We start from the raw sequence: 22,032 nt of genomic DNA, 5'->3' as shown, positions 1-22,032 counted from the left end.
TGGTCGGGGCAGGTCACGCCGGCCGCTACACCCGGTCCTCCCGGCCCGCCGCGATCTGCCGGGACATGATCGTCGTCAGCTCGTAGGCGGTGTGGGAGGCGGCCACCGAGGTGATCTCGGCGTGGTCGTAGGCGGGGGCGACCTCGACCACGTCGGCCGAGACCAGGTTGCAGGAGGCCAGCCCGCGCAGGATCTCCAGCAGTTCGCGGGAGGTCATGCCGCCCGCCTCCGGGGTGCCGGTGCCGGGGGCATGGGCCGGGTCGAGGCAGTCGATGTCGATGGAGACGTACAGCGGGCGGTCGCCGATGCGCTGCCGGAGCTGGTCGGCGACCTCGTCCACGCCGCGCCGCATCACGTCGGCGGAGGTGACGATGCCGAAGCCCATCTTGGCGTCGTCGGTGAGGTCCTTCTTGCCGTACAGCGGGCCGCGGGTGCCGACGTGGGAGAGGGCGGAGGTGTCGAGGATGCCCTCCTCCACCGCGCGCCGGAAGGGCGTGCCGTGGGTGTACTCGGCGCCGAAGTAGGTGTCCCAGGTGTCCAGGTGGGCGTCGAAGTGGAGCAGGGCGACGGGGCCGTGCCTGCGGGCCACCGCGCGCAGCAGGGGCAGGGCGATGGTGTGGTCGCCGCCCAGCGTCATCAGCCGGGCGCCGGTGTCCAGCAGCTCGCCGGCCGCCCGCTCCACCGTCTCGACCGCCTCGTGGATGTCGAAGGGGTTGGCCGCGATGTCGCCCGCGTCGGCGACCTGGGCGAGCGCGAAGGGCGAGGCGTCCTGGGCCGGGTTGTAGGGGCGCAGCAGGCGGGAGGCCTCGCGGACGGCGTTGGAGCCGAAGCGGGCGCCGGGCCGGTAGGAGACGCCCGAGTCGAAGGGCACCCCGACGACGGCGACGTCGGCACGGCCCACCTCGTCCAGGCGGGGCAGGCGGGCGAAGGTCGCCGGGCCCGCGAAGCGCGGGATACGGGAGGAGTCGACGGGTCCGCGGGGCTGCTGCTGGTCGCTGCTCATGCGGCCGAGGGTAGGCAGGGGCCCACCTCGGCGGACATGTACGGATCCGACAGCCGACCGCTCTCTTTTGGACAGCTCGTACAGGGGGTGGCGTGTGCGGCGGGGTGCCGTGCGGGTGCGGCGGCCGTACGGCGGGGCGCCACGGGCCGAAGCCGATCGCCCGGCGGGCCCCCTCGGGGGACAATGCCCCCATGCCGATAACCGCCGCCCCCTCCCGCTCCGAGCTGATCGACCACCTCGTCCGCACCCGTATCGCCGGGGACGTCGCCACCCCGCGCGAGAACAACCTGGACCACTACCGCCGGCTCGCCAACGGCGACCGGCACTACTGGCTGGGCCTGGAGCTGGGCGACCGCTGGAGCGACGAGCAGGACGTGCTGGCGGTGATGGCCGAGCGCTGCGGGGTCGTCGACGATCCCGGGCACCGCCAGGGCCAGGACACCATCGACCCGGAGCTGACGGTGGCCGCCCTGGACCGGGCCGCGGTCGAGCTGCGCAAGGCGGCGGAGGCCGGGCACCGGGTGCTGTTCGCCACCGGCCACCCGGGGGCGCTGATCGATCTGCACAGCAAGGTGGCGAACGCGCTGCGGCTGGCCGGGTGCGAGATCGTACGGGTGCCGCTGGGGCTGATCGCGGACCAGGGCGTGGTGGTGCAGCTCGCGGACATCGCGATGCACGAGCGCGGGGCGACGCTGTGGCACACCCACTCCCCCGAGCCGATGACCGCGATCCTCGACGCCCTCCAGCGCGAGGGCGAGCCGCTGCCGGACCTGGTCTTCGCCGACCACGGCTGGGCGGGCTGCGCGGCGCAGCGCGGCGTCACCACGGTCGGCTTCGCCGACTGCAACGACCCGGCGCTCTTCCTCGGCGAGGCGGAGGGCACCCTCGCGGTCACCGTCCCCCTGGACGACCATGTGATCAATCCGCGCTACTACGAGCCGATGACCGCCTATCTGCTGGAGGCGGCGGGGCTGACGCCCGCGTAGCGCGGCGGCGGGCGGGGCCCGCGCGGGCCTCAGCCGCGCGGCACCCGCACCACGCCCTCCTGCATCACCGTGATCGCCAGCCGCCCGTCGGCGGTGAAGATCCGGCCGTGGCCCAGTCCGCGGCCGGCCTGGGAGGTGGGGCTGGACTGGTCGTACAGCAGCCACTCGTCCACCCGGAAGGGGCGGTGGAACCACATCGCGTGGTCCAGGCTCGCGCCCACCACGTCCCCGACCGTCCAGCCGCCGCGGCCGTGGGCGAGCAGGACGGGCTCCAGCAGGCTCATGTCGGAGATGTAGGCGGCCAGGCAGAGGTGGAGCATCGGCCGGTCGAGGTCGCCGTCGAGCTTGCCGGCCGTGCGGAACCACACCTGGGAGCGCGGCTCGCGCGGCTGCCCGGCCGTCGCGTACGGCGGCTGGGTGACGTAGCGCAGGTCGACGGCCGCCCGCGCCTCGGCGAGGCGGTCGGCGACGCCGGGGTCGCTGAACAGATGAGCGTGGCGCGGCAGCAGGTCGGTGGAGTTCGGCAGCGTCTCCGGGTCCGGGGCGGCCGGCATCGGCTCCTGGTGCTCCAGGCCGTCCTCGTCCGTCTGGAAGGAGGCCGACAGGTGGAAGATCGGCTGCCCGTGCTGGACGGCGACGACCCGGCGGGTGGTGAAGGAGCGCCCGTCGCGGATGCGGTCGGCCGTGTAGACGATCGGCGCGGCCGGGTCGCCGGGGCGCAGGAAGTAGGCGTGCAGCGAGTGCGCGAGCCGGTCGTCGGGGACGGTGCGGAAGGCCGCGACGAGCGCCTGCGCCGCCACCTGCCCGCCGAAGACCCGGGGGACGACCGCCGGGCGGCTCTGGCCGCGGAAGATGTCGCGGTCGATCCGCTCCAGGTCCAGCAGGCCGACCAGGTCCAGCAGGGCGGACGGGGGCGCCTGTCCGGCGCCCCCGTCCGTGCCGTTGTCGCTCATGGAAGGGGTGTTTCCTCTGCTCGGTTCCGTGCCCGGCCGCCTGTGCCGGGGCCGCTCACAGGCCCATCGACTTGGCGATGATGGACCGCATGACCTCGCTGGTGCCCCCGTAGATGCGGGTGACGCGGGTGTCGGCGTACAGGCGCGAGATCGGGTACTCCCGCATGTAGCCGTAACCGCCGTGCAGCTGGAGGCACTTGTCGATGACCTTGGCGGCGGTCTCGGTGGTGAACAGCTTGACGGAGGCGGCGTCGGCGGGGGTCAGCTCCCCGGCGTCCAGGGCGTCCAGCGCGCGGTCCACGACCGCCTGCATGGCGTCCACGTCCGCCTGGCAGTCGGCGAGCACGAACTTGGTGTTCTGGAAGGAGGCCACGGGCTTGCCGAAGACCGTGCGGTCCCTGACGTACTCCTGGGCGAAGCGGACGGCGGCGGCGGACTGGGCGTAGGCGCCGACGGCGATGCCCAGGCGCTCCTGCGGGAGGTTGTGGGTGAGGTAGGAGAACGCCTTGCCCTCCTCGCCGAGCAGGTCCTCTACCGGGACCTTGACATCGGTGAAGGACAGCTCGGCGGTGTCGGAGGACTTCAGGCCCAGCTTGTCGAGGTTGCGGCCGACGGCGTAGCCCTCGCTTTTGGTGTCCACCACCAGGATGGAGATGCCCCCGCGGCGGTCCTCGGGGGTGGGCGGGGCGGTGCGGCAGCAGACCAGGACGCGGTCGGCCTGGACGCCGCCGGTGATGAAGGTCTTGGCGCCGTTGAGTATGTAGTGCGTGCCGTCCTCCGACAGCTTCGCGGTGGTCTTCATGCCGGCCAGGTCCGAGCCGGCGCCGGGCTCGGTCATGGCGATGGCGGTCATCATCTCGCCGGTGACGAAGGGCGGCAGCCAGCGCCGCTTCTGCTCCTCGTCGGCGTACTTCAGCAGGTAGGGCAGGCACAGCGCGGTGTGGACGCCGGAGCCGCCGAAGCTGACGCCGGCACGGGCGGTCTCCTCGGAGATGACGGCGCTGTACTTGAAGCTGGTCTCGCCCGCGCCGCCGTACTCCTCGGGCACCTCGATGCCGAAGACGCCCAGCTCGCCGAGCTTGAGGTAGAGCTCGCGGGGGACGTAGCCCTGCTTCTCCCACTGCTCGTAGTGGGGCACGACCTCGGCGGCGATGAAGTCGCGGATGGTCTCGCGGAACGCCTCGTGGTCCTCGTTGAACACCGTGCGACGCACGTCATCGCCTCCTGGGGCCGGAAAACTAGCCGGAAAAACTAAGCGCTTGCTCAGACGCAAGCTACCGAAGGGGCGAATCCGCTGTCCAGAGGTGTTCCGGCGGTTGTCCGCCACTGTGGGCGGTGTCATACGCGCGGGAGGGGAGGCGGGCGGGTACCCGGGGCGGACCGGGTACGGGAGGGGACGGTACGGGCGGGGCCCGGGGGGGGTGGGCCGGGGGCCGGGGGTTCAGCCCCCGGCGCGCGGCCCGGCGCCCGCCGTGCCGCCGTCCACGCGGTACACGCCGCCCGCCGGGGCGCCGGAGCCGCCGTCCGGGCCGCTGCCCCCGGTCGTGCCCGCCGCGGCGGCGAGGGCGCCGCGGGCCAGCCGGTGCAGGAGGGCGGCCGCCGCGTCGCGGTCCGGCAGGGAGGAGGGGCGGCTCAGATGGGGGGTGGAGTTCAGCAGGCCGAAGACGGCGTGGACGGAGGCGCGGGCCTCCTTCTCCGGCAGCTCCGGGTGCACCTGGCGCACGACGCCCACCCACAGCTCCACGTACTGGCGCTGGAGCTGGCGCACCAGCTTGCGGTCGCTGTCGCGCAGCCGGTCCAGCTCGCGGTCGTGGAGGGTGATCAGGGCGCGGTCGTCGAGGGCGAAGTCGATGTGGCGGCCGATGAGCGCGTCCAGCGTCGCCCCCGGCCCGAGCCCCGCCTCGCCGGACTCCGCCAGGCACCGGCGCCCGCCGGAGTACAGCCGTTCGCTGATGCCCACCAGCAGCTCCGCGAGCATCGCGTCCTTGCCCGCGAAGTGGCGGTAGAGGCCGGGGCCGCTGATGCCGACCGCCGCGCCTATCTCGTCCACGCCGACGCCGTGGAACCCGCGCTCGGCGAACAGGCGGGCGGCCTGGCCGAGGATCTGCTCTCGGCGGGTGGGGGCGTCGGTCCTGGTCGTCATAGGGGAATTGTAGACAGCCGGGTTAGCGGGCGTTAACCTGATGGCGAGGTTAACGCTCACTAACCGAGCAAGGGGGCTCGAAGGGCATGCAGCAGGCACCTCCGCTGGTCAGCGCCGTGGATCCGGCGTCAGAGGCGGCGAGGGCGAACGAGGCCGCGCACCGCGAGCTGGCCGCGCGGCTGCGCGAGAAGCTCGCCGCGGCACGGCTGGGCGGCGGCGAGCGGGCACGGGCTCGGCACACCGCGCGCGGCAAACTGCTGCCGCGGGACCGGGTGGACACCCTGCTGGACCCGGGGTCGCCCTTCCTGGAGCTGGCCCCGCTCGCGGCGGACGGGATGTACGACGGGCAGGCCCCGGCCGCCGGCGTGATCGCCGGCATCGGGCGGGTGTCGGGCCGCGAAGTGGTGATCGTCGCCAACGACGCCACGGTCAAGGGCGGCACGTACTACCCGATGACGGTCAAGAAGCACCTGCGCGCGCAGGAGGTGGCCCTGGAGAACCGGCTGCCGTGCGTGTATCTGGTGGATTCGGGCGGCGCCTTCCTGCCCATGCAGGACGAGGTCTTCCCCGACCGCGAGCACTTCGGGCGGATCTTCTACAACCAGGCCCGGATGTCCGGCGCGGGCATCCCGCAGATCGCCGCCGTCCTCGGCTCCTGCACGGCGGGCGGCGCGTACGTGCCGGCGATGAGCGACGAGGCCGTGATCGTGCGCGGCCAGGGCACGATCTTCCTGGGCGGTCCGCCGCTGGTGAAGGCGGCCACCGGCGAGGTCGTCACGGCCGAGGAGCTGGGCGGCGGCGAGGTCCACTCGCGCACCTCGGGGGTGACCGACCACCTCGCCGAGGACGACGCCCACGCCCTGCGCATCGTGCGGAATATCGTGGCCACCCTCCCCCGGCGCGGCCCGCTGCCGTGGCCGGTGGAGCCGGTGGAGGAGCCGAAGGCCGACCCGGCCGGGCTCTACGGCGCGGTCCCGGTGGACTCGCGCACCCCCTACGACGTGCGGGAGGTCATCGCCCGCGTTGTCGACGGCTCCCGGTTCGCCGAGTTCAAGGCCGAGTACGGCACGACGCTGGTGACGGGCTTCGCCCGCATCCACGGCCACCCGGTGGGGATCGTCGCCAACAACGGCATCCTGTTCGCCGAGTCCGCCCAGAAGGGCGCGCACTTCATCGAACTGTGCGACCAGCGCGGCATACCGCTGGTGTTCCTGCAGAACATCTCCGGCTTCATGGTGGGCCGGCAGTACGAGGCCGGCGGCATCGCCAAGCACGGCGCCAAGATGGTGACGGCCGTGGCCTGCACCCGGGTACCCAAGCTGACGGTCGTCGTCGGCGGCTCCTACGGAGCGGGCAACTACTCGATGTGCGGCCGGGCGTACTCGCCGCGCTTCATGTGGATGTGGCCCAACGCCAAGATCTCGGTGATGGGCGGCGAGCAGGCCGCCTCGGTGCTGGCCACCGTCAAGCGCGACCAGTTGGAGTCGCGCGGCGAGGAGTGGAGCGCCCAGGAGGAGGAAGCCTTCAAGACGCCCGTCCGCGAGCAGTACGAGACCCAGGGCAGCGCCTACTACGCCACCGCGCGGCTGTGGGACGACGGCGTGATCGACCCGCTGGAGACGCGTACGGTGCTCGGCCTCGCGCTCACCGCGTGCGCGAACGCGCCACTGCCCGAGAAGGACCCCGCGGCGCCCGGCTACGGCGTCTTCCGGATGTGAGGGGGATGCGTTCCATGTTCGACACGGTGCTGGTCGCCAACCGCGGCGAGATCGCCGTCCGCGTCATCCGCACGCTGCGGCGGCTGGGCGTGCGCTCGGTCGCCGTCTTCAGCGACGCGGACGCCGACGCACGCCATGTGCGGGAGGCGGACACCGCGGTGCGGATCGGCCCGGCGGTGGCCTCCGAGAGCTATCTGTCGGCCGAGAGGCTGCTGGAGGCCGCCCGGCGCACGGGGACCCAGGCGGTGCACCCCGGCTACGGCTTCCTGGCCGAGAACGCCGCCTTCGCCCGCGCGGTGGAGGCGGCCGGGATGGTCTTCGTCGGCCCGCCCGCCGACGCCATCGAGCTGATGGGCGACAAGATCCGCGCCAAGGAGACGGTGCGGGCCGCCGGGGTGCCGGTGGTGCCCGGCAGCAGCGGCAGCGGACTGACCGACGCCGAACTGACCGCCGCGGCACTGGAGATCGGCACTCCGGTGCTGCTCAAGCCCTCGGCGGGCGGCGGCGGCAAGGGCATGCGGCTGGTGCGCGACGAGGCGTTGCTGGCCGAGGAGATCGCCGCCGCGCGGCGCGAGGCCCGCGGTGCCTTCGGCGACGACACCCTGCTGGTGGAGCGGTGGATCGACCGGCCCCGGCACATCGAGATCCAGGTCCTGGCCGACGGCCACGGCACCGTGGTGCACCTGGGCGAGCGCGAGTGCAGCCTCCAGCGCCGCCACCAGAAGATCATCGAGGAGGCGCCCAGTCCGCTGCTGGACGAGGCCACCCGCGCCGCGATGGGCGAGGCTGCCGTACGCGCCGCCCGCTCCTGCGGCTACCGGGGCGCCGGCACGGTGGAGTTCATCGTCCCCGGCGGCGATCCGGCCGCCCACTTCTTCATGGAGATGAACACCCGCCTCCAGGTCGAGCACCCGGTGACGGAGCTGATCACCGGTCTGGACCTGGTGGAGTGGCAGCTTCGGGTGGCGGCCGGCGAGCCGCTGGCCTTCGGCCAGGAGGACGTCCGCCTGGACGGGCACGCGGTGGAGGCCCGTATCTGCGCGGAGACCGCGCGCGCCACCGGCGGGAAGGTGGACTTCCTGCCCTCGGCCGGCACCGTCCATCTGCTGTCGGAGCCCTCGGGCGAGGGCGTCCGCACGGACTCCGGGCTCTCGCGGGGCACCGAGGTGGGCACGGTCTACGACCCGATGCTCGCCAAGGTGATCGCCCACGGCCCGGACCGGGCCTCCGCGCTGCGGCGGCTGCGCTCGGCGCTGGCGGAGACGACCGTGCTGGGCGTGGACACCAACACCGCCTTCCTGCGCGCCCTGCTGGCCCATCCGGCGGTGGTCTCCGGGGAGCTGGACACCGGCCTGGTGGACCGCGACGCCGCCTCGCTGCTGCCGTCGGCCGTGCCCGACGAGGTGTACGCGGCGGCGGCGCTGCTGCGGCACGCCGCTCTGGAGCCCTCCGCCCCCTCCTCCGCGGGTGGCTCGGCCGGCTGGACGGACCCGTTCTCCGCGCCGACCGGCTGGCGGCTGGGCGGTGAGCCCGCCTGGACGGTCCACCATCTGCGGATACCGGGCCACGAGCCGGTGGCCGTGCGGGTGCGCGGGCGGGCCGACCGCGCCGAGGTCCGCATCGGGGACGCCGAGCCGGTGAGCGCCGCACTGCGGTCGGAAGGCGGCGGTGATGTCAGCGGTGGCTCCGGTGGAGACTCCGGCCGCGCGCTGCTGACCTGGGACGGGGTGACCCACTCCTTCGCCCACACACGCTCCGGCGGCAGCCGCTGGCTCGGCCGCGACGGGCAGAGCTGGCACCTGGCCGACCACGACCCGGTCGAGGCGGCCCTGCGGGGCGGCGCGGGGGCGCACGGCGCCGACGCGCTGACCGCGCCGATGCCCGGCACGGTCACCGTCGTCAAGGCGGCCGTCGGCGAGGAGGTCACCGCCGGCCAGAGCCTGCTGGTGGTGGAGGCGATGAAGATGGAGCACGTCATCGCCGCCCCCTACGACGGGGTCGTCACCGAGCTGGACGTCACCGCGGGCAGCACGGTCGCCATGGACCAGGTGCTCGCCGTCGTCGAGCCGAAGGAATCCGCGCCGGACGGTGATTCTCCGGCGCCGTCGGGGAAGCCCGGGAAGCCCGGGAAGCCCGAGAAGGGGGCCGCGCGATGATCGAGGGTCTGCCCATGGCCGTTCCGGCCGAAGGGCTTCCGGACCGCGTCCGCATCCACGAGGTGGGCGCGCGCGACGGGCTGCAGAACGAGCCCTCGACCGTGCCCGTCGAGGTGAAGGCCCAGTTCATCCGCCGGCTCGCCGACGCCGGGCTGCGCACCATCGAGGCGACCAGTTTCGTCCACCCCAAGTGGGTGCCCCAACTGGCCGACGCCGAGGAGTTGTTCCCGGCCGTGGCCGATCTCGCCGACCGGGCGGGCGCCGACGCCGTACGGCTGCCGGTGCTGGTGCCCAACGAGCGCGGTCTGGAGCGGGCGCTGGCTCTCGGCGTCCGCGAGATCGCCGTCTTCGGCAGCGCCACCGAGTCCTTCGCCAGGGCCAACCTCAACCGCACGGTCGACGAGGCCCTGGCGATGTTCGAGCCGGTGGTCGCCCGCGCCAGGGAGGCGGGCGCCGGGGTGCGCGGCTATCTGTCGATGTGCTTCGGCGACCCCTGGGAGGGGCCGGTGCCCATCGCCCAGGTGGCCGGCGTCTGCCGCCGCCTGCTCGACCTCGGCTGCGAGGAGCTGAGCCTGGGCGACACCATCGGCGTGGCCACCCCCGGCCATGTCACCGCCCTGCTGACCGCCCTGAACGAGGCGGGCGTGCCCACCGGCCGCCTCGCCGTCCACTTCCACGACACCTACGGCCAGGCCCTGTCCAACACCCTGGCCGCCCTCCGGCACGGCGTCACCACCGTGGACGCCTCCGCCGGCGGACTCGGCGGCTGCCCGTACGCCAGGAGCGCCACGGGCAACCTCGCCACCGAGGACCTGGTGTGGATGCTGCACGGCCTCGGCATCGACACCGGGGTGGACCTCGGCCGCCTCACCGCCACCAGCGTGTGGATGGCCGAGCGGCTGGGCCGGCCCAGCCCGTCCCGCACGGTCCGCGCCCTCTCCTCCCGGGGAGACCGGGACACCCCCGGCTCCCAGGACACCCCCGGCACCCAGGCCTCCCGCGACTCCCACAAGGAGCAGTGACACCCATGTCCCTTGACCACCGCCTCTCCCCCGAGCACGAGGAACTGCGCCGCACCGTCGAGGAGTTCGCGCACGACGTCATCGCGCCGAAGATCGGGGAGTTCTACGAGAACCACGAGTTCCCCTACGAGATCGTCCGCGAGATGGGCCGCATGGGCCTGTTCGGCCTGCCCTTCCCCGAGGAATACGGCGGCATGGGCGGCGACTACCTCGCCCTGTGCCTGGCCCTGGAGGAGCTGGCCCGGGTGGACTCCTCGGTCGCCATCACCCTGGAGGCCGCCGTCTCGCTGGGCGCCATGCCCGTGTACCGCTTCGGCACCGAGGAGCAGAAGCGCCAGTGGCTGCCGAAGCTGTGCTCGGGCGAGATGCTCGGTGCCTTCGGCCTGACCGAGCCCGACTGCGGCTCGGACGCGGGCGGCACCCGCACCACCGCCGTGCGCGACGGCGACGAGTGGGTGATCAACGGCACCAAGTGCTTCATCACCAACTCCGGCACCGACATCACCGGCCTGGTCACCGTCACCGCCGTCACCGGCCGCAAGCCCGACGGCCGCCCGGAGATCTCCTCGATCATCGTCCCCTCCGGCACCCCGGGCTTCACCGTCGCCGCGCCCTACTCCAAGGTCGGCTGGAACGCCTCGGACACCCGCGAGCTGTCCTTCTCCGACGTCCGGGTCCCGGCCGCCAACCTGCTGGGCGAGGAGGGCCGCGGCTACGCCCAGTTCCTGCGCATCCTGGACGAGGGCCGCATCGCCATCTCCGCACTGGCCACCGGCCTGGCCCAGGGCTGTGTGGACGAGTCGGTGCGGTACGCCGGGGAGCGCCACGCCTTCGGCCGTCCCATCGGCGCCAACCAGGCCATCCAGTTCAAGCTGGCCGACATGGAGATGCGCGCCCACACCGCCCGTATCGCCTGGCGCGACGCGGCCTCCCGGCTGCTGGCGGGCGAGCCGTTCAAGAAGGAGGCGGCCATCGCCAAGCTGTACTCCTCGGAGATCGCGGTCACCAACGCCCGCGAGGCCACCCAGATCCACGGCGGCTACGGCTTCATGAACGAGTACCCGGTGGCCCGTATGTGGCGGGACTCGAAGATCCTGGAGATCGGCGAGGGCACCAGCGAGGTCCAGCGCATGCTGATCGCCCGCGAACTGGGCGTCCCCGCCTCCTGAGCGGACGGGCCGGCGCGGGGCGCCGTCACCGGCGCCCCGCGCCACCCGGCCCCGCACCCCCGGTCAGGCCCCCCGGTCAGGCCCCACCGGACCGGTCAGGCCGGGGGCAGTTGCTGTTCGGCCCAGATGATCTTCCCGGTCCCGGTGTAGCGGGTGCCCCAGCGCTCGGAGAGCTGCGCCACCAGGAACAGCCCTCGCCCGCCCTCGTCCGTCGTCGCCGCGCGGCGCAGATGCGGCGAAGTGCTGCTGGTGTCGAAGACCTCGCAGATCAGGCTGCGCTCCGCCCTGAGCAGCCTGACCCGCACCGGCCCGGTGGCGTGCCGGATGGCGTTGGTGACCAGCTCGCTGAGGATCAGCTCGGTGGTGAACGCCGCCTCCTCCAGCCCCCAGTCGGCCAGCCGCCGCGCGACCTCCTCGCGTACGACGGAGACCGCGGCGGGCTCGGAGGGCACGTCCCAGGAGGCCGTCCGGTCGGCGGCCAGGGCCCGGGTACGGGCGACGAGCAGGGCGATGTCGTCGCGCGGGCGCTCGGCCAGCATCGCCCCGGTCACCGCGTCGCAGGTCTCCTCCGGGGAGCGGTCGGCCCCGGCCAGGGCCCGCGCCAGCAGGTCCAGCCCGGCGTCGATGTCACGCGCCCGGTCCTCCACCAGCCCGTCGGTGTACAGCACCAGCCGGCTGCCCTCGGCCAGTTCGATCTCGGCCGACTCGTAGGGCGGCGCTCCCAGTCCCAGGGGGGCGCTCACGGGCGTGTCGGGGAACTCCACCGTGCCGTCGGGGCGGACGACCGCGGGAGGCGGATGCCCGGCCCGGGCCATGACGCAGCGCCGGGAGGCCGGGTCGTAGATCGCGTACAGGCAGGTGGCGCCCATCATCCCGTGGGTGTCGTCCGGCGTCCCGTCCTCGTCCTCCCCCTCCTGGTCGCTCCGGCTCACCAGCTCGTCGAGGTGCCCGATGATCTCGTCGGGCGGCAGGTCCAGAGCGGAGAAGTTGTGGACGGCGGTCCGCAGCCGGCCCATGGTGGCGGCCGCGTGCAGTCCGTGGCCGACCACGTCGCCGACCACCAGCGCCACCCGGGCGCCGGACAGCGGGATCACGTCGAACCAGTCGCCGCCCACCCCCGAGTGGGCGGGCAGGTAGCGGTAGGCGACGTCCAGCGCGTCCTGCTCGGGCAGGGCCCGCGGCAGCAGGCTGCGCTGGAGCGCGGCGGCCATGGTGCGCTCGCGCGTGTAGCGGCGGGCGTTGTCGACGGCGACCGCGGCCCGGGCCACCAGTTCCTCGGCCAGGGACAGATCGTCGCCGTCGAACGGCTCGGGCTTCTCCGAGCGCCAGAAGGTGACCAGTCCCAGAACGATGCCGCGCGCCCGGAGGGGGGCCGTGATCAGGGAGTGGACGCCCTCCTCCACGATTCCCCGGCTGCGCTCGGGGTCCTGCGCCTGCCAGCCCGGGGCGTCGGTCAGGTCGGCCTCCAGAATCGCCCGCCCCGTCCCGTAGCCCTGGGCCTGCGGGGTGGAGGGGGCGAACCTGATGAGGTCCCCTCGGGCGTAGAAGGGAGAGACCTCCCGGATCCCGGCTGCGGCCACCCTGCGCATGTCCACCGTCTCGCCGGCGGGTTCCTCGCCCCGCAGCACCGGTTCGGCCAGGTCGACGGTGACGAAGTCGGCCAGCCGGGGCACGGCGGCCTGTGCCAGCGCCTCGGCGGTGCGCGCCATGTCCAGGGTGGTGCCGATGCCCGTGCCCGCGTCGTACAGCAGCCGCAGCCTGCGGCCGGCCACCTCGGCGCGCTCGGAGAGCACCCGCATCTCGGTGGTGTCCCGGAACGTCGCCACGCTGCCCGCCGGGGCCCCGTAGCGGCCGACGGGCTGCTGGTTGACGGCCAGCATGCGTTCTCCCGCCGGGTGGACCTCGTCGACGGCCACCCGTCCGGAGGCCAGCAGCCCGTCCAGGGGCGCTGGGAGGCCGAGGGCGGCGACGGGGCGGCCCTCGGCGTCCGGGGGCAGGTCCAGCAGCCGGCGCGCCTCGTCGTTGGCGAGCACCAGCCGGCCGTCGGAGCCGGCGATCAGCACGCCCTCGCGGACGGCGTGCAGCACGGCGTCGTGGTGCTCGTACATGCGGGTCATCTCGCCGGGCCCCAGGCCGCGGGTCTGGCGCAGCAGCCGCCGGCTGACCACCGCCGTGCCCGCCATGGACAGCAGCAGCGCTCCCGCGGAGGCGCCGAGGAGCAGCGGGAGCTGGCCTCCGGCGGTGCCCTCGACGTTCTCGACGGTGATGCCCGCGGAGACCAGGCCCACGATGTCCCCGTCCGCGTCCCGGACGGGGACCACCGCCTGCACCAGGGGGCCGATGGTGCCGACGATCTCCTCGGTGACGACCTCGCCGCGCAGCGCCGGTTCGATGGTGCCGACGAACTTCTTCCCGATCCGGTCCGGCTTGGGGTGGGTGTAGCGGATGCCGTCGGTGTCCGTCACCACGAGGAAGTCCACACCGGACCGTTCTCTGACGTCCTCGGCGAGCGGCTGGAGCCGCGCGGCGGGGTCGTCGCTCCTCAGCGCCGCGGGCAGGCCGGGCGCACCGGCGAACCCCTCGGCGACCGCGATGGACCGGTTGCGCGCCTCCCGCGTGCTGTCGTTGCGCGCCTGCACCACCAGGGCCGCGACGGCCGCGAGGACGAGCAGGAGGACGAGGACGGCCTGGAGGACGAACACCTGGCCCGCCAGACTGCGCACGCCCAGCAGTGAACCCGGGTGCCGCTTCGGCGGTCGTCTCGTCATCTCCCCGAGATCCCCTCCCTCCGTTCTCCCGCCCCCGCGCCGTCCCGGTGGTGGACGACGGGCACCGAGCAGTCGGCGCGGTGAATCCCGAGATCGGCTGGAAAGTCCGATCACATGCCCATTCTTAACACCGTTCGTCCCTTCGTGGCGAACAGTCCCCGCCCACGGACGGGGAAGCGGCGGCCGCGGCGGGCGGCGGAAGGGTTTCAAAAAATCTTGGCCACTCCTTCGGGCTCACCCGCCCGAGTGGGTAAGGAAAGAGAACAGGCACCTCACCAAAAGTAGTCGGGAGAACACACATGGCTACTCCCATCGGTGCGAGCGCATTCGTCGCCGCGCTCAAGAAAGAGGGGCTCAGGGTCGTCGAGGTCGGCAGTTGGCGTACTCACAACCGCAACCACAAGGGCCCGTGGGGGCCGGTGCACGGCGTGATGGTCCACCACACCGTGACCTCCGGTTCGGCCCGGACGGTCGAGATCTGCCGCAGGGGCTACTCGACGCTTCCGGGCCCGCTGTGCCACGGAGTGATCACCAAGGACGGGCGGGTCCATCTGGTCGGTCACGGACGCGCCAACCACGCCGGCGCCGGTGACGACGACGTGCTGCGCGCCGTCATCGCCGAAAGACCCCTCCCCCCGGACAACGAGACGAACACCGACGGCAACCGCCACTTCTACGGTTTCGAGTGCGAGAACCTCGGCGACGGCCGCGACCCCTGGCCCGCGGCCCAGCTGGACGCCATCGAACGCGCGGCGGCCGCGCTCTGCCGCCACCACGGCTGGAAGGCCGAGTCCGTGATCGGCCACCTGGAGTGGCAGCCCGGCAAGGTCGACCCGCGCGGTTTCTCCATGAACACGATGCGCGCCCGCGTACGCGAGCGCCTGAGCCACAGGCCCGGCTGGGACCGGGGTGAGGAGGACGACGTGCCCAAGGTGATCGGCGAATACCGGACCAGTGACATCCAACTCGCTCCCCGGCGGTGGCAGACCCTCGACATCAAGGGCACCGACATCCTGACCGGCGCGACGCGCTATCAGGTGATGGCGCATCTCACCGCCTCTCTGCCGGCCGGATCCACGCTCCAGGGCCGCTTCTACCACCTCCGGACGGACGGCACCCGCTGGGAGTCCGGGATCATCGAGCGCGTCGGCACCCCGGGGAAGACCTTCGCCGACTTCCACCACTCCGGCAGCATCGCGCGCAGCGAGAAGCTGCGCTTCGAGGCCGCCTACTACCCCACCGATCCAGGCGACGACGCCCCGGTGACCATCATCACCTCACGTCTGCGCGGCCTCTACTGGGACTGACGGACACCGCGGCCGGAGCACCGGGACGCAAGGGGCGGGCTCCACCGCGGCGGCTGGGACAATCACCGCATGACCGAGATACTCCAGCGGGCGGGGAACTGGACGTTCGACGGCGGCACGGTGCGCATCGTGCCGGGGCACCACAAGAGCGTGCACAGGCTGCGCAGGCTGCTCGGCGAGGTGGCGGTGCCGCTGGAGGCGGTGTCGGGGATCGCGTACGAGCCCGGCCGCAGGGCCGGGCGGCTGCGACTGCGGCTGCGGCACGGCGCCGACCCGCTCCTCCAGGCCGCCGGCGGACGGCTGCCCGACGCCGCCGACCCGTACAGCCTCGAGGTGGAGCCGGAGCGTGCCGGCGTCGCCGAGTACTTCACGGACGAGCTGCGCAACGCCCTGCTACTGGAGCAGGTCCCCGTCGCCGAGCCGTGCGACCGCTATCTGCTGCCCGGCCCGCCGGTGCCGCTGACCGTGCAGGGCACCGACGGGACGGCCTCCTTCGACGGGGACCTGGTGCGGATCGACTGGAACTGGGTGGCCGAGGGGAGCAAGTCCTCCGCCGGACCGCGGACACTCGCGCTGCGCGAGCTGGCGGGTGTGGAGTGGTCCCCGGCGGTCGGGCTGGAGAACGGCTTCCTGCGTTTCCGCCCCAGGGGCTCCCACGCCGTCCTCAAGCCCGACCACGATCCCAACTGCCTGGTGCTGTGGGGGGTGCGGCAGGCGAAGGACGTCAGCTCGGTGCTGCTGGCCGCCGCCGTCACCGCCCGGCTGCCGCACCCGTCGGCCCCCACCTCCGCTCCCGCCCTGCCGTCCCCGGGCGGCCCGCGCCCCGGGACCGGAGCCGACTCCGACTCCGGGTCCGGGTCCGGGAAGGAACCCGGCTCCGGCCCCGAAGGGGCCGATCACGACGCCCTGCTGCGGAGGCTGCGTGAGCTGGGCGAGCTGCACCGGGAGGGAGTGCTCACCGAGGAGGAGTTCACCGCGGCCAAGCGGGCCGTGCTGCGCCGCTTCTGACAGCGGGAGGGCGGCAGACGGCAGCGGGAGGGCGGCGGGACGGCGGCGCCCGGGTCACCCCGGGGTTCGACCCCACCCTCTTTCAGCCCACCCCTGCCCGATATCGGGCAGATTTCTTGCACAAGGGCGAGCGTGGGCCTCAGTATCTACGGGTGCTCGAACATCCCTCGGCCCATGACGACCTCGTGGACCACCTCGTGCGCTCCACGCCGCTGCGGCGCGGCGAGGCGGCCCGGGTGGTCCTGGACGTCCTGGCGTACTTCGACGAGACCGTCGAGGAGTTCGTGCGCCGCCGCCACCGCGAGCTGCGGTCCCGGGGGATGGCGAACCAGGAGATCTTCGAGCGGATCACGGCCGAACTGCCGCACCGCGCGGTGGCCCCGCCCGGACTCTCCCTGCGGCAGCTGCGCCGCATCGTCTACGGCTGACGACCTCCCGGGAGCCGGGCGCCCGAGAGGCCGCCAGCCCGAATCGAACCCTCCGAGAACCTTCCGAGAAACCGAGGACCCCGTATGTGCGGAATCGTGGGATACATCGGCGGGCGCGAAGCCGCCCCGCTCCTGCTGGAGGGCCTCCAGCGCCTGGAGTACCGGGGTTACGACTCCGCCGGCATCGCCGTTCACGGCAGCGGCACCGGCCGGGCCGCGGGTCTGCGCACGGTCAAGGCCAAGGGCCGCGTACGCGAACTGGAGTCGCGCCTGCCCGAGCGCTTCGCGGGCACCACCGGCATCGCCCACACCCGCTGGGCCACCCACGGCGCCCCCAGCGACGAGAACGCCCACCCGCACCGGGACGCCGGCGGCCGGGTGGCCGTCGTCCACAACGGCATCGTCGACAACGCCGGGGAGCTGCGCGCGAGGCTGGCCGCGGAGGGTGTGGAGTTCGCCTCCGAGACCGACACCGAGGTCCTCGCCCACCTCGTCGGCCGCTCGCGGGCCGCGACGCTGGAGGAGCGGGTCCGCGAGGCGCTGCGCCACATCGAGGGCACCTACGGCATCGCCGTCCTGCACGCCGACTTCCCCGACCGCATCGTCGTGGCCCGCAACGGCTCTCCGGTGGTGCTCGGCATCGGCGAGCACGAGATGTTCGTCGCCTCCGACGTGGCCGCCCTGGTCTCCCACACCCGCCAGGTGGTCACCCTGGAGGACGGCGAGATGGCCACCGTCAAGGCCGATGACTACCGCACCTGCACCACCGAGGGCAGCCGCACCTCCGCCGTCCCCACGACGGTGGAGTGGGAGGCGCAGTCGTACGACATGGGCGGCCACGACACCTATATGCACAAGGAGATCTGCGAGCAGCCCGAGGCCGTGGACCGGGTGCTGCGCGGCCGGATCGACGACCGCTTCGCCACCGTCCGCCTCGACGGCCTCAACCTCGACGCCCGCGAGGCGCGCGGGGTGCGCCGGGTGAAGATCCTCGGCTGCGGCTCGGCGTACCACGCGGGTCTGATCGGCGCCCAGCTGATCGAGGAGCTGGCCCGGGTGCCCGCCGACGCCGAGCCCGCCAGCGAGTTCCGCTACCGCAACCCGGTGGTGGACCCCGACACCCTCTACATCGCCGTCAGCCAGTCCGGGGAGACCTACGACACCCTGGCCGCCGTCCAGGAGCTGCGGCGCAAGGGCGCGCGGGTGCTGGGCGTGGTCAACGTCGTCGGCTCGGCCATCGCCCGCGAGACCGACGGCGGCGTGTACGTGCACGCCGGGCCGGAGGTGTGCGTGGTGTCCACCAAGTGCTTCACCAACACCGCCGTCGCCTTCGCGCTGCTCGCCCTCCACCTCGGCCGCATCCGCGACCTGTCGGTGGCCGACGGCCGGCGGATCATCGACGGTCTGCGCAGGCTGCCCGGCCAGATCGCCGAGATCCTGGGGAAGGAGGAGGAGATCGCGAAGCCGGCAAAGGAGTACGCGGACGCGAGGTCGATGATGTTCGTCGGCCGGGTGCGCGGCTACCCGGTGGCGCGCGAGGCGTCCCTGAAGCTCAAGGAGGTCTCCTACATCCACGCCGAGGCGTACCCGGCCTCCGAGCTCAAGCACGGTCCGCTGGCCCTGATCGAGCCCGCCGTGCCGACCGTGGCGGTGCTGCCCGAGGACGAGCTGCTGGAGAAGAACCGCGCCACGCTGGAGGAGGTGCGGGCCCGCGGCGGCCGCATCCTGGCCGTGGCCCACTCCGGGCAGGAGAAGGCCGAGCACACGATCGTGGTACCGCGCAACGAGGTGGAGCTGGATCCGATCCTGCTGGGCATCCCGCTCCAGCTCCTCGCCTACCACACGGCCCTGGCCCTGGGGCGCGACATCGACAAGCCCCGCAACCTGGCGAAGTCCGTGACGGTGGAGTAGGCGGTAGAGCGGGCGGTCCCCCCGTGCGTGCCACCGAGCGCACGAGGGGACCGCCTCCCTGCGCCGGCGTCGCCCATCACGCCGGCGGTGGGCCACCGGCGTGGGACCGTCACTTCCCGCGCGGCGGCACGATGCTGTCTGTATGCCCGCCACAGGCGCGCGATCCACCTCCGGGCGAGGAGGAATTCACCGACTCGCCTCCACCCGGGGCGAGTTGGAGGGAAGCGGCGGGGCGGCCGCTACGGGATGACGACGACCGGGCGCCGCGCGCGGCGGGCGAGGCGGCCCGCGACCGAGCCGAAGAACCGGCCGACGAGGCCGTGCGTGGAGCCCACGACGATGGCGTCGGCCTCGTACTCGCAGCCGACCTCCTCCAGCTCGTGGCAGATGTCGCCGCCGCGCTCGACGAGGATCCAGGGGACCTCGGACAGATGGTCCGCGCAGGCCAGCTCCAGACCCAGCACCTCGGTGCGGTGGTCGGGGACGTCGACGAAGACCGGCGGCTCGCAGCCCGCCCACACGGTCGTCGGAAGCCGGTTGGCGACATGGACGATGATCAGCCCGGAGTCGGAGCGCCTCGCCATGCCGATGGCGTAGGCCAGGGCCCGCTCGCTGGAGACCGAGCCGTCGAATCCCACCACGACCCCGTGCCGGAACGCCGGATCGCAGGAGTGGCGCGTCTCGTCCGCCGCCCGGGGCGTCGCCTCCGGATCGGCGAGCCGCTTGCGGTCCGCGGGGTCGGGGATCTCGTGTCCAGCCATCGGTTACGTCACGTGTGCCTAGGAATACGTCCTGGAAGCATGTTCCTCAGCCCATACCCCTGAGGGTACGACGGCACTCCCCCCTTGCCCAGAGGCTGCGGTCACTGCCGGTGCAGCATGCCGGAGCGGAAAGCGTTGCGCAATGCCGGGGCGGTCCCCCGTGCCGTCTCCGTGCCGCCCCGGCGCCTCTCCGTGACCGTCCGGGGCCTCCCGGCGCCCGCGGTGGGGCGGAATGGGGTGGGGCGGCGCGGGCCGTCCCGGCCGTACCGAAACAGGGGCGCACAGGGGCGCACGGAAGCAGAAGACACCGCCCTCAGTCCGCCCCCCAGTGCGCGGCGCACACCCCCGGGACCCCGGTCGCCGCTTTCTGAGCCCCCGCGCTTTTCGGCCAACTTCCAGCCGTGGTACACAACTTGCCAGAGGCTGACCCCGCACCGCCCACCAGGGTGGGGAGAATCGAGGCGAACAAGTGCACCCCGCGGACGGACGGCCACGGAGCAAGGCGTTCTTCCCAGGGGCGCCGACGAGTGGAACGCTTCGTGATCGAACGCTTCACGCCAAGTTGTCATGTCGACATAGCGGCGAGTGGTGAACTTGTCCCGTCAGCCTCGACAGACACAGTAGATTCGATCTTGGCTAACCACGGCGGGGGAAACGTGCAGGACCGGAAGGACGCGACGACTGAGGGGGGCTTAGTTCCATGAGCCAGGAGCCACCGCACGGCCCTGGGACGACGCGCAAGCTGGCCGCGCGCCGCCGCCGCGAGATCGTCGCCGTACTGCTCTTCGGCGGCGGCCCGATCTTCGAGAGCTCCATCCCGCTGTCCGTCTTCGGCATCGACCGGCAGGACGCCGGCGTTCCCCGCTATCGCCTTCTGGTGTGCGCGGGCGAAGAGGGACCCCTGCGCACCACGGGAGGCCTGGAGTTGACCGCTCCGTACGGCCTGGAGGCGCTCTCCCGGGCGGGCACGATCGTCGTGCCCGCCTGGCGTTCCATCACCCAGCCGCCGCCCTCCGCGGCCCTCGACGCCCTGCGGCGGGCGCACGAGGAGGGGGCGCGGATCATAGGCCTGTGCACGGGCGCGTTCGTGCTCGCCGCGGCGGGGCTGCTCGACGGCCGCCCCGCGACGACGCACTGGATGTACGCGCCGACACTGGCCAAGCGGTACCCGGCCGTCCACGTCGACCCGCGCGAGCTGTTCGTGGACGACGGGGACATCCTCACCTCCGCCGGCACGGCGGCGGGTATCGACCTGTGCCTGCACGTGGTGCGCACCGACCACGGCGCCGAGGCGGCGGGAGCCCTGGCCCGCCGCCTCGTCGTACCGCCCCGGCGCGGCAACGGCGGCCAGGAGCGCTACCTGGACAGGTCTTTACCCGAGGAGATCGGCACCGACCCGCTCGCCGAGGTCGTGGCCTGGGCCCTGGAGCACCTCCATGAGCAGTTCGACGTGGAGACGCTCGCCGCGCGGGCCTACATGAGCCGGCGGACCTTCGACCGCCGGTTCCGCTCGCTGACCGGCAGCGCGCCGCTGCAGTGGCTGATCACCCAGCGGGTGCTCCAGGCACAGCGGCTGCTGGAGACCTCCGACTACTCGGTCGACGAGGTCGCCGGACGCTGCGGCTTCCGCTCGCCGGTCGCGCTGCGCGGTCACTTCCGGCGGCAGCTCGGCGCCTCCCCGGCGGCGTACCGGGCGGCCTACCGGGCGCGCACCGGCAGGCCGGAGGGCGGCGGGGAGCGCGCCTCCGAGGCACGCGCCGACCAGACCGCAGCCGAGCCCACCGCGCACGGCGCGGCCCACTCCGTGCGCGCGGAGAGAGCGGAGAGAGCGGACAGGGGAGAAAGAGGGGACAAGGGGGAACGGGGAAACCGGGGGGAGCGCGCCGACCGGACGGAGCGTGGCCCACGGGGCGAGAACGGCAAACCGGAATCCGACACCTACACCCCCCGCCTGCCCTCCCAGCGGGGCCGTACACCCGGCCGGGCCCCGTAGGCTGGAGCGCATGAACGATCGCATGGTGTGGATCGACTGCGAGATGACCGGGCTCTCGCTGTCCGAAGACGCTCTCATCGAGGTGGCCGCGCTGGTCACCGACTCGGAGCTGAACGTGCTCGGTGACGGGGTGGACATCGTGATCCGTCCGCCCGCCGAGGCGCTGGACACCATGCCCGACGTCGTCCGCGAGATGCACACCGCCTCCGGTCTGCTCGACGAGCTGGCCGGGGGCACCACGCTGGAGGACGCCGAACAGCGGGTCCTGGAGTACGTCAGGAAGCACGTCCCCGAGCCCGGACGGGCCCCGCTGTGCGGAAACTCCGTCGGGACCGACCGCGGCTTCCTGATGCGCGACATGCCGACGCTGGAGGGCTACCTCCACTACCGGATCGTCGACGTCTCCTCGATCAAGGAGCTGGCTCGGCGCTGGTATCCGAAGGCGTACTACAACAGTCCGGAGAAGAGCGGCAACCACCGGGCGCTGGCGGACATCAGGGAGTCCATCGCGGAACTGCGCTACTACCGCGAGGCGGTCTTCGTCCCCGGACCCGGCCCGGACTCGGAGACGGCGCGGAGTATCGCGGCCCGGCACGTGCTGCCGGCCGCGGGCTGAGGCGCCCCGGGGCTCCTCCCGGGGCCGTCCGGTGCCACACGGAACAATGGTGCGCGGACAGGGTCCACGACCCTGTACACTCTTATCGGC

15 protein-coding genes and 2 pseudogenes are annotated in these 22,032 nt (G+C 73.1%); 11 read left to right on the top strand and 6 right to left on the bottom strand.

What is annotated here, in order from left to right; genetic code table 11:
* Positions 1–25: 25 nt before the first annotated feature.
* The gene (gene speB / locus BM237_RS14205; protein ID WP_093849971.1) at positions 26–1,003 is read right to left on the bottom strand and encodes an agmatinase; all 978 of its coding nucleotides are present in this window, start codon (positions 1,001–1,003) and stop codon (positions 26–28) included.
* 191 nt (positions 1,004–1,194) lie between these two features.
* Between speB and BM237_RS14200 the strand changes: the two genes are divergently transcribed.
* Positions 1,195–1,989, top strand: a complete 795-nt coding sequence (locus tag BM237_RS14200; RefSeq protein WP_093849970.1) for a phosphatase — start codon at positions 1,195–1,197, stop codon at positions 1,987–1,989.
* A 29-nt stretch (positions 1,990–2,018) separates the two neighbouring features.
* On the opposite strand, the gene BM237_RS14195 is transcribed toward BM237_RS14200, so the two are convergent.
* From BM237_RS14195 to BM237_RS14185, 3 genes and pseudogenes are all read right to left on the bottom strand, one after another.
* Positions 2,019–2,942, bottom strand: a complete 924-nt coding sequence (locus BM237_RS14195) for an acyl-CoA thioesterase (protein WP_093849969.1) — start codon at positions 2,940–2,942, stop codon at positions 2,019–2,021.
* Between the two features lie 55 nt (positions 2,943–2,997).
* The gene (locus tag BM237_RS14190; protein WP_093849968.1) at positions 2,998–4,155 is read right to left on the bottom strand and encodes an acyl-CoA dehydrogenase family protein; all 1,158 of its coding nucleotides are present in this window, start codon (positions 4,153–4,155) and stop codon (positions 2,998–3,000) included.
* 336 nt (positions 4,156–4,491) lie between these two features.
* Positions 4,492–5,085, bottom strand: a pseudogene (locus BM237_RS14185) (SACE_7040 family transcriptional regulator); the annotation flags it as partial.
* Between the two features lie 86 nt (positions 5,086–5,171).
* Between BM237_RS14185 and BM237_RS14180 the strand changes: the two are divergent.
* The 4 genes from BM237_RS14180 to BM237_RS14165 are packed head-to-tail and all read left to right on the top strand — an operon-like array spanning position 5,172 to position 11,150.
* Positions 5,172–6,803, top strand: coding sequence for a carboxyl transferase domain-containing protein (locus BM237_RS14180; protein ID WP_093849966.1), 1,632 nt, complete (start codon positions 5,172–5,174; stop codon positions 6,801–6,803).
* Between the two features lie 14 nt (positions 6,804–6,817).
* Positions 6,818–8,959 (top strand): acetyl/propionyl/methylcrotonyl-CoA carboxylase subunit alpha, encoded by a 2,142-nt coding sequence (locus BM237_RS14175; RefSeq protein WP_093849965.1) that lies wholly within the window; start codon positions 6,818–6,820, stop codon positions 8,957–8,959.
* The gene (locus BM237_RS14170; RefSeq protein ID WP_093849964.1) at positions 8,956–9,981 is read left to right on the top strand and encodes a hydroxymethylglutaryl-CoA lyase; all 1,026 of its coding nucleotides are present in this window, start codon (positions 8,956–8,958) and stop codon (positions 9,979–9,981) included. The genes BM237_RS14175 and BM237_RS14170 overlap by 4 nt, the downstream gene beginning before the upstream one ends.
* Positions 9,982–9,986: 5 nt before the next feature.
* The gene (locus BM237_RS14165) at positions 9,987–11,150 is read left to right on the top strand and encodes an acyl-CoA dehydrogenase family protein (protein ID WP_093849963.1); all 1,164 of its coding nucleotides are present in this window, start codon (positions 9,987–9,989) and stop codon (positions 11,148–11,150) included.
* A gap of 95 nt (positions 11,151–11,245) precedes the next feature.
* Here the strand turns inward: BM237_RS14165 and BM237_RS14160 are convergent, their stop codons facing one another.
* The gene (locus BM237_RS14160; RefSeq protein ID WP_093849962.1) at positions 11,246–13,918 is read right to left on the bottom strand and encodes a SpoIIE family protein phosphatase; all 2,673 of its coding nucleotides are present in this window, start codon (positions 13,916–13,918) and stop codon (positions 11,246–11,248) included.
* A 311-nt stretch (positions 13,919–14,229) separates the two neighbouring features.
* On the opposite strand from BM237_RS14160, the pseudogene BM237_RS30420 reads away from it, so the two are divergent.
* The 4 genes and pseudogenes from BM237_RS30420 to glmS form a co-directional block, all read left to right on the top strand.
* Positions 14,230–14,802: pseudogene (locus tag BM237_RS30420) on the top strand (N-acetylmuramoyl-L-alanine amidase); the annotation flags it as partial.
* Positions 14,803–15,294: 492 nt separating this feature from the next.
* Entirely contained in the window at positions 15,295–16,233 is a 939-nt protein-coding gene (locus tag BM237_RS14150) for a DUF4429 domain-containing protein (RefSeq protein WP_093849960.1), read from the top strand.
* A 152-nt stretch (positions 16,234–16,385) separates the two neighbouring features.
* Positions 16,386–16,661: a hypothetical protein gene (locus tag BM237_RS14145; protein ID WP_093849959.1), complete on the top strand. Its 276-nt coding sequence runs from the start codon at positions 16,386–16,388 to the stop codon at positions 16,659–16,661.
* Between the two features lie 84 nt (positions 16,662–16,745).
* Positions 16,746–18,572 carry a glutamine--fructose-6-phosphate transaminase (isomerizing) gene (gene glmS, locus BM237_RS14140; protein WP_093849958.1) on the top strand — a complete coding sequence of 609 codons (1,827 nt, stop codon included), beginning with the start codon at positions 16,746–16,748 and terminating at the stop codon, positions 18,570–18,572.
* A gap of 239 nt (positions 18,573–18,811) precedes the next feature.
* Here the strand turns inward: glmS and BM237_RS14135 are convergent, their stop codons facing one another.
* Complete coding sequence (locus BM237_RS14135; protein WP_093849957.1) at positions 18,812–19,333, bottom strand: universal stress protein; 522 nt, start codon at positions 19,331–19,333, stop codon at positions 18,812–18,814.
* Between the two features lie 700 nt (positions 19,334–20,033).
* Here BM237_RS14135 and BM237_RS14130 point away from each other — a divergent pair.
* Together BM237_RS14130 and orn are read left to right on the top strand one after the other, a co-directional pair.
* A complete protein-coding gene (locus BM237_RS14130; RefSeq protein WP_093849956.1) occupies positions 20,034–21,326 on the top strand; it encodes a helix-turn-helix domain-containing protein in 1,293 nt (430 codons plus the stop codon).
* A 10-nt stretch (positions 21,327–21,336) separates the two neighbouring features.
* The gene (orn, locus tag BM237_RS14125) at positions 21,337–21,942 is read left to right on the top strand and encodes an oligoribonuclease (protein WP_093849955.1); all 606 of its coding nucleotides are present in this window, start codon (positions 21,337–21,339) and stop codon (positions 21,940–21,942) included.
* Positions 21,943–22,032: the final 90 nt, after the last annotated feature.

The sequence above is a fragment of the Streptomyces mangrovi genome (assembly GCF_900114215.1).
GTDB classification, from domain to species: domain Bacteria; phylum Actinomycetota; class Actinomycetes; order Streptomycetales; family Streptomycetaceae; genus Streptomyces; species Streptomyces barkulensis.
This window is presented reverse-complemented; position numbering and strand designations above follow the sequence as displayed.

What these genes read in the sequence shown, in the direction of transcription:
- speB (WP_093849971.1), bottom strand. Translation starts at nt 1,003, where the DNA reads ATGAGCAGCGACCAGCAGCAGCCCCGCGGACCCGTCGACTCCTCCCGT.
- BM237_RS14200 (WP_093849970.1), top strand. Translation starts at nt 1,195, where the DNA reads ATGCCGATAACCGCCGCCCCCTCCCGCTCCGAGCTGATCGACCACCTC.
- BM237_RS14195 (WP_093849969.1), bottom strand. Translation starts at nt 2,942, where the DNA reads ATGAGCGACAACGGCACGGACGGGGGCGCCGGACAGGCGCCCCCGTCC.
- BM237_RS14180 (WP_093849966.1), top strand. Translation starts at nt 5,172, where the DNA reads ATGCAGCAGGCACCTCCGCTGGTCAGCGCCGTGGATCCGGCGTCAGAG.
- BM237_RS14175 (WP_093849965.1), top strand. Translation starts at nt 6,818, where the DNA reads ATGTTCGACACGGTGCTGGTCGCCAACCGCGGCGAGATCGCCGTCCGC.
- BM237_RS14170 (WP_093849964.1), top strand. Translation starts at nt 8,956, where the DNA reads ATGATCGAGGGTCTGCCCATGGCCGTTCCGGCCGAAGGGCTTCCGGAC.
- BM237_RS14165 (WP_093849963.1), top strand. Translation starts at nt 9,987, where the DNA reads ATGTCCCTTGACCACCGCCTCTCCCCCGAGCACGAGGAACTGCGCCGC.
- BM237_RS14160 (WP_093849962.1), bottom strand. Translation starts at nt 13,918, where the DNA reads ATGACGAGACGACCGCCGAAGCGGCACCCGGGTTCACTGCTGGGCGTG.
- BM237_RS14150 (WP_093849960.1), top strand. Translation starts at nt 15,295, where the DNA reads ATGACCGAGATACTCCAGCGGGCGGGGAACTGGACGTTCGACGGCGGC.
- glmS (WP_093849958.1), top strand. Translation starts at nt 16,746, where the DNA reads ATGTGCGGAATCGTGGGATACATCGGCGGGCGCGAAGCCGCCCCGCTC.
- BM237_RS14135 (WP_093849957.1), bottom strand. Translation starts at nt 19,333, where the DNA reads ATGGCTGGACACGAGATCCCCGACCCCGCGGACCGCAAGCGGCTCGCC.
- BM237_RS14130 (WP_093849956.1), top strand. Translation starts at nt 20,034, where the DNA reads ATGAGCCAGGAGCCACCGCACGGCCCTGGGACGACGCGCAAGCTGGCC.
- orn (WP_093849955.1), top strand. Translation starts at nt 21,337, where the DNA reads ATGAACGATCGCATGGTGTGGATCGACTGCGAGATGACCGGGCTCTCG.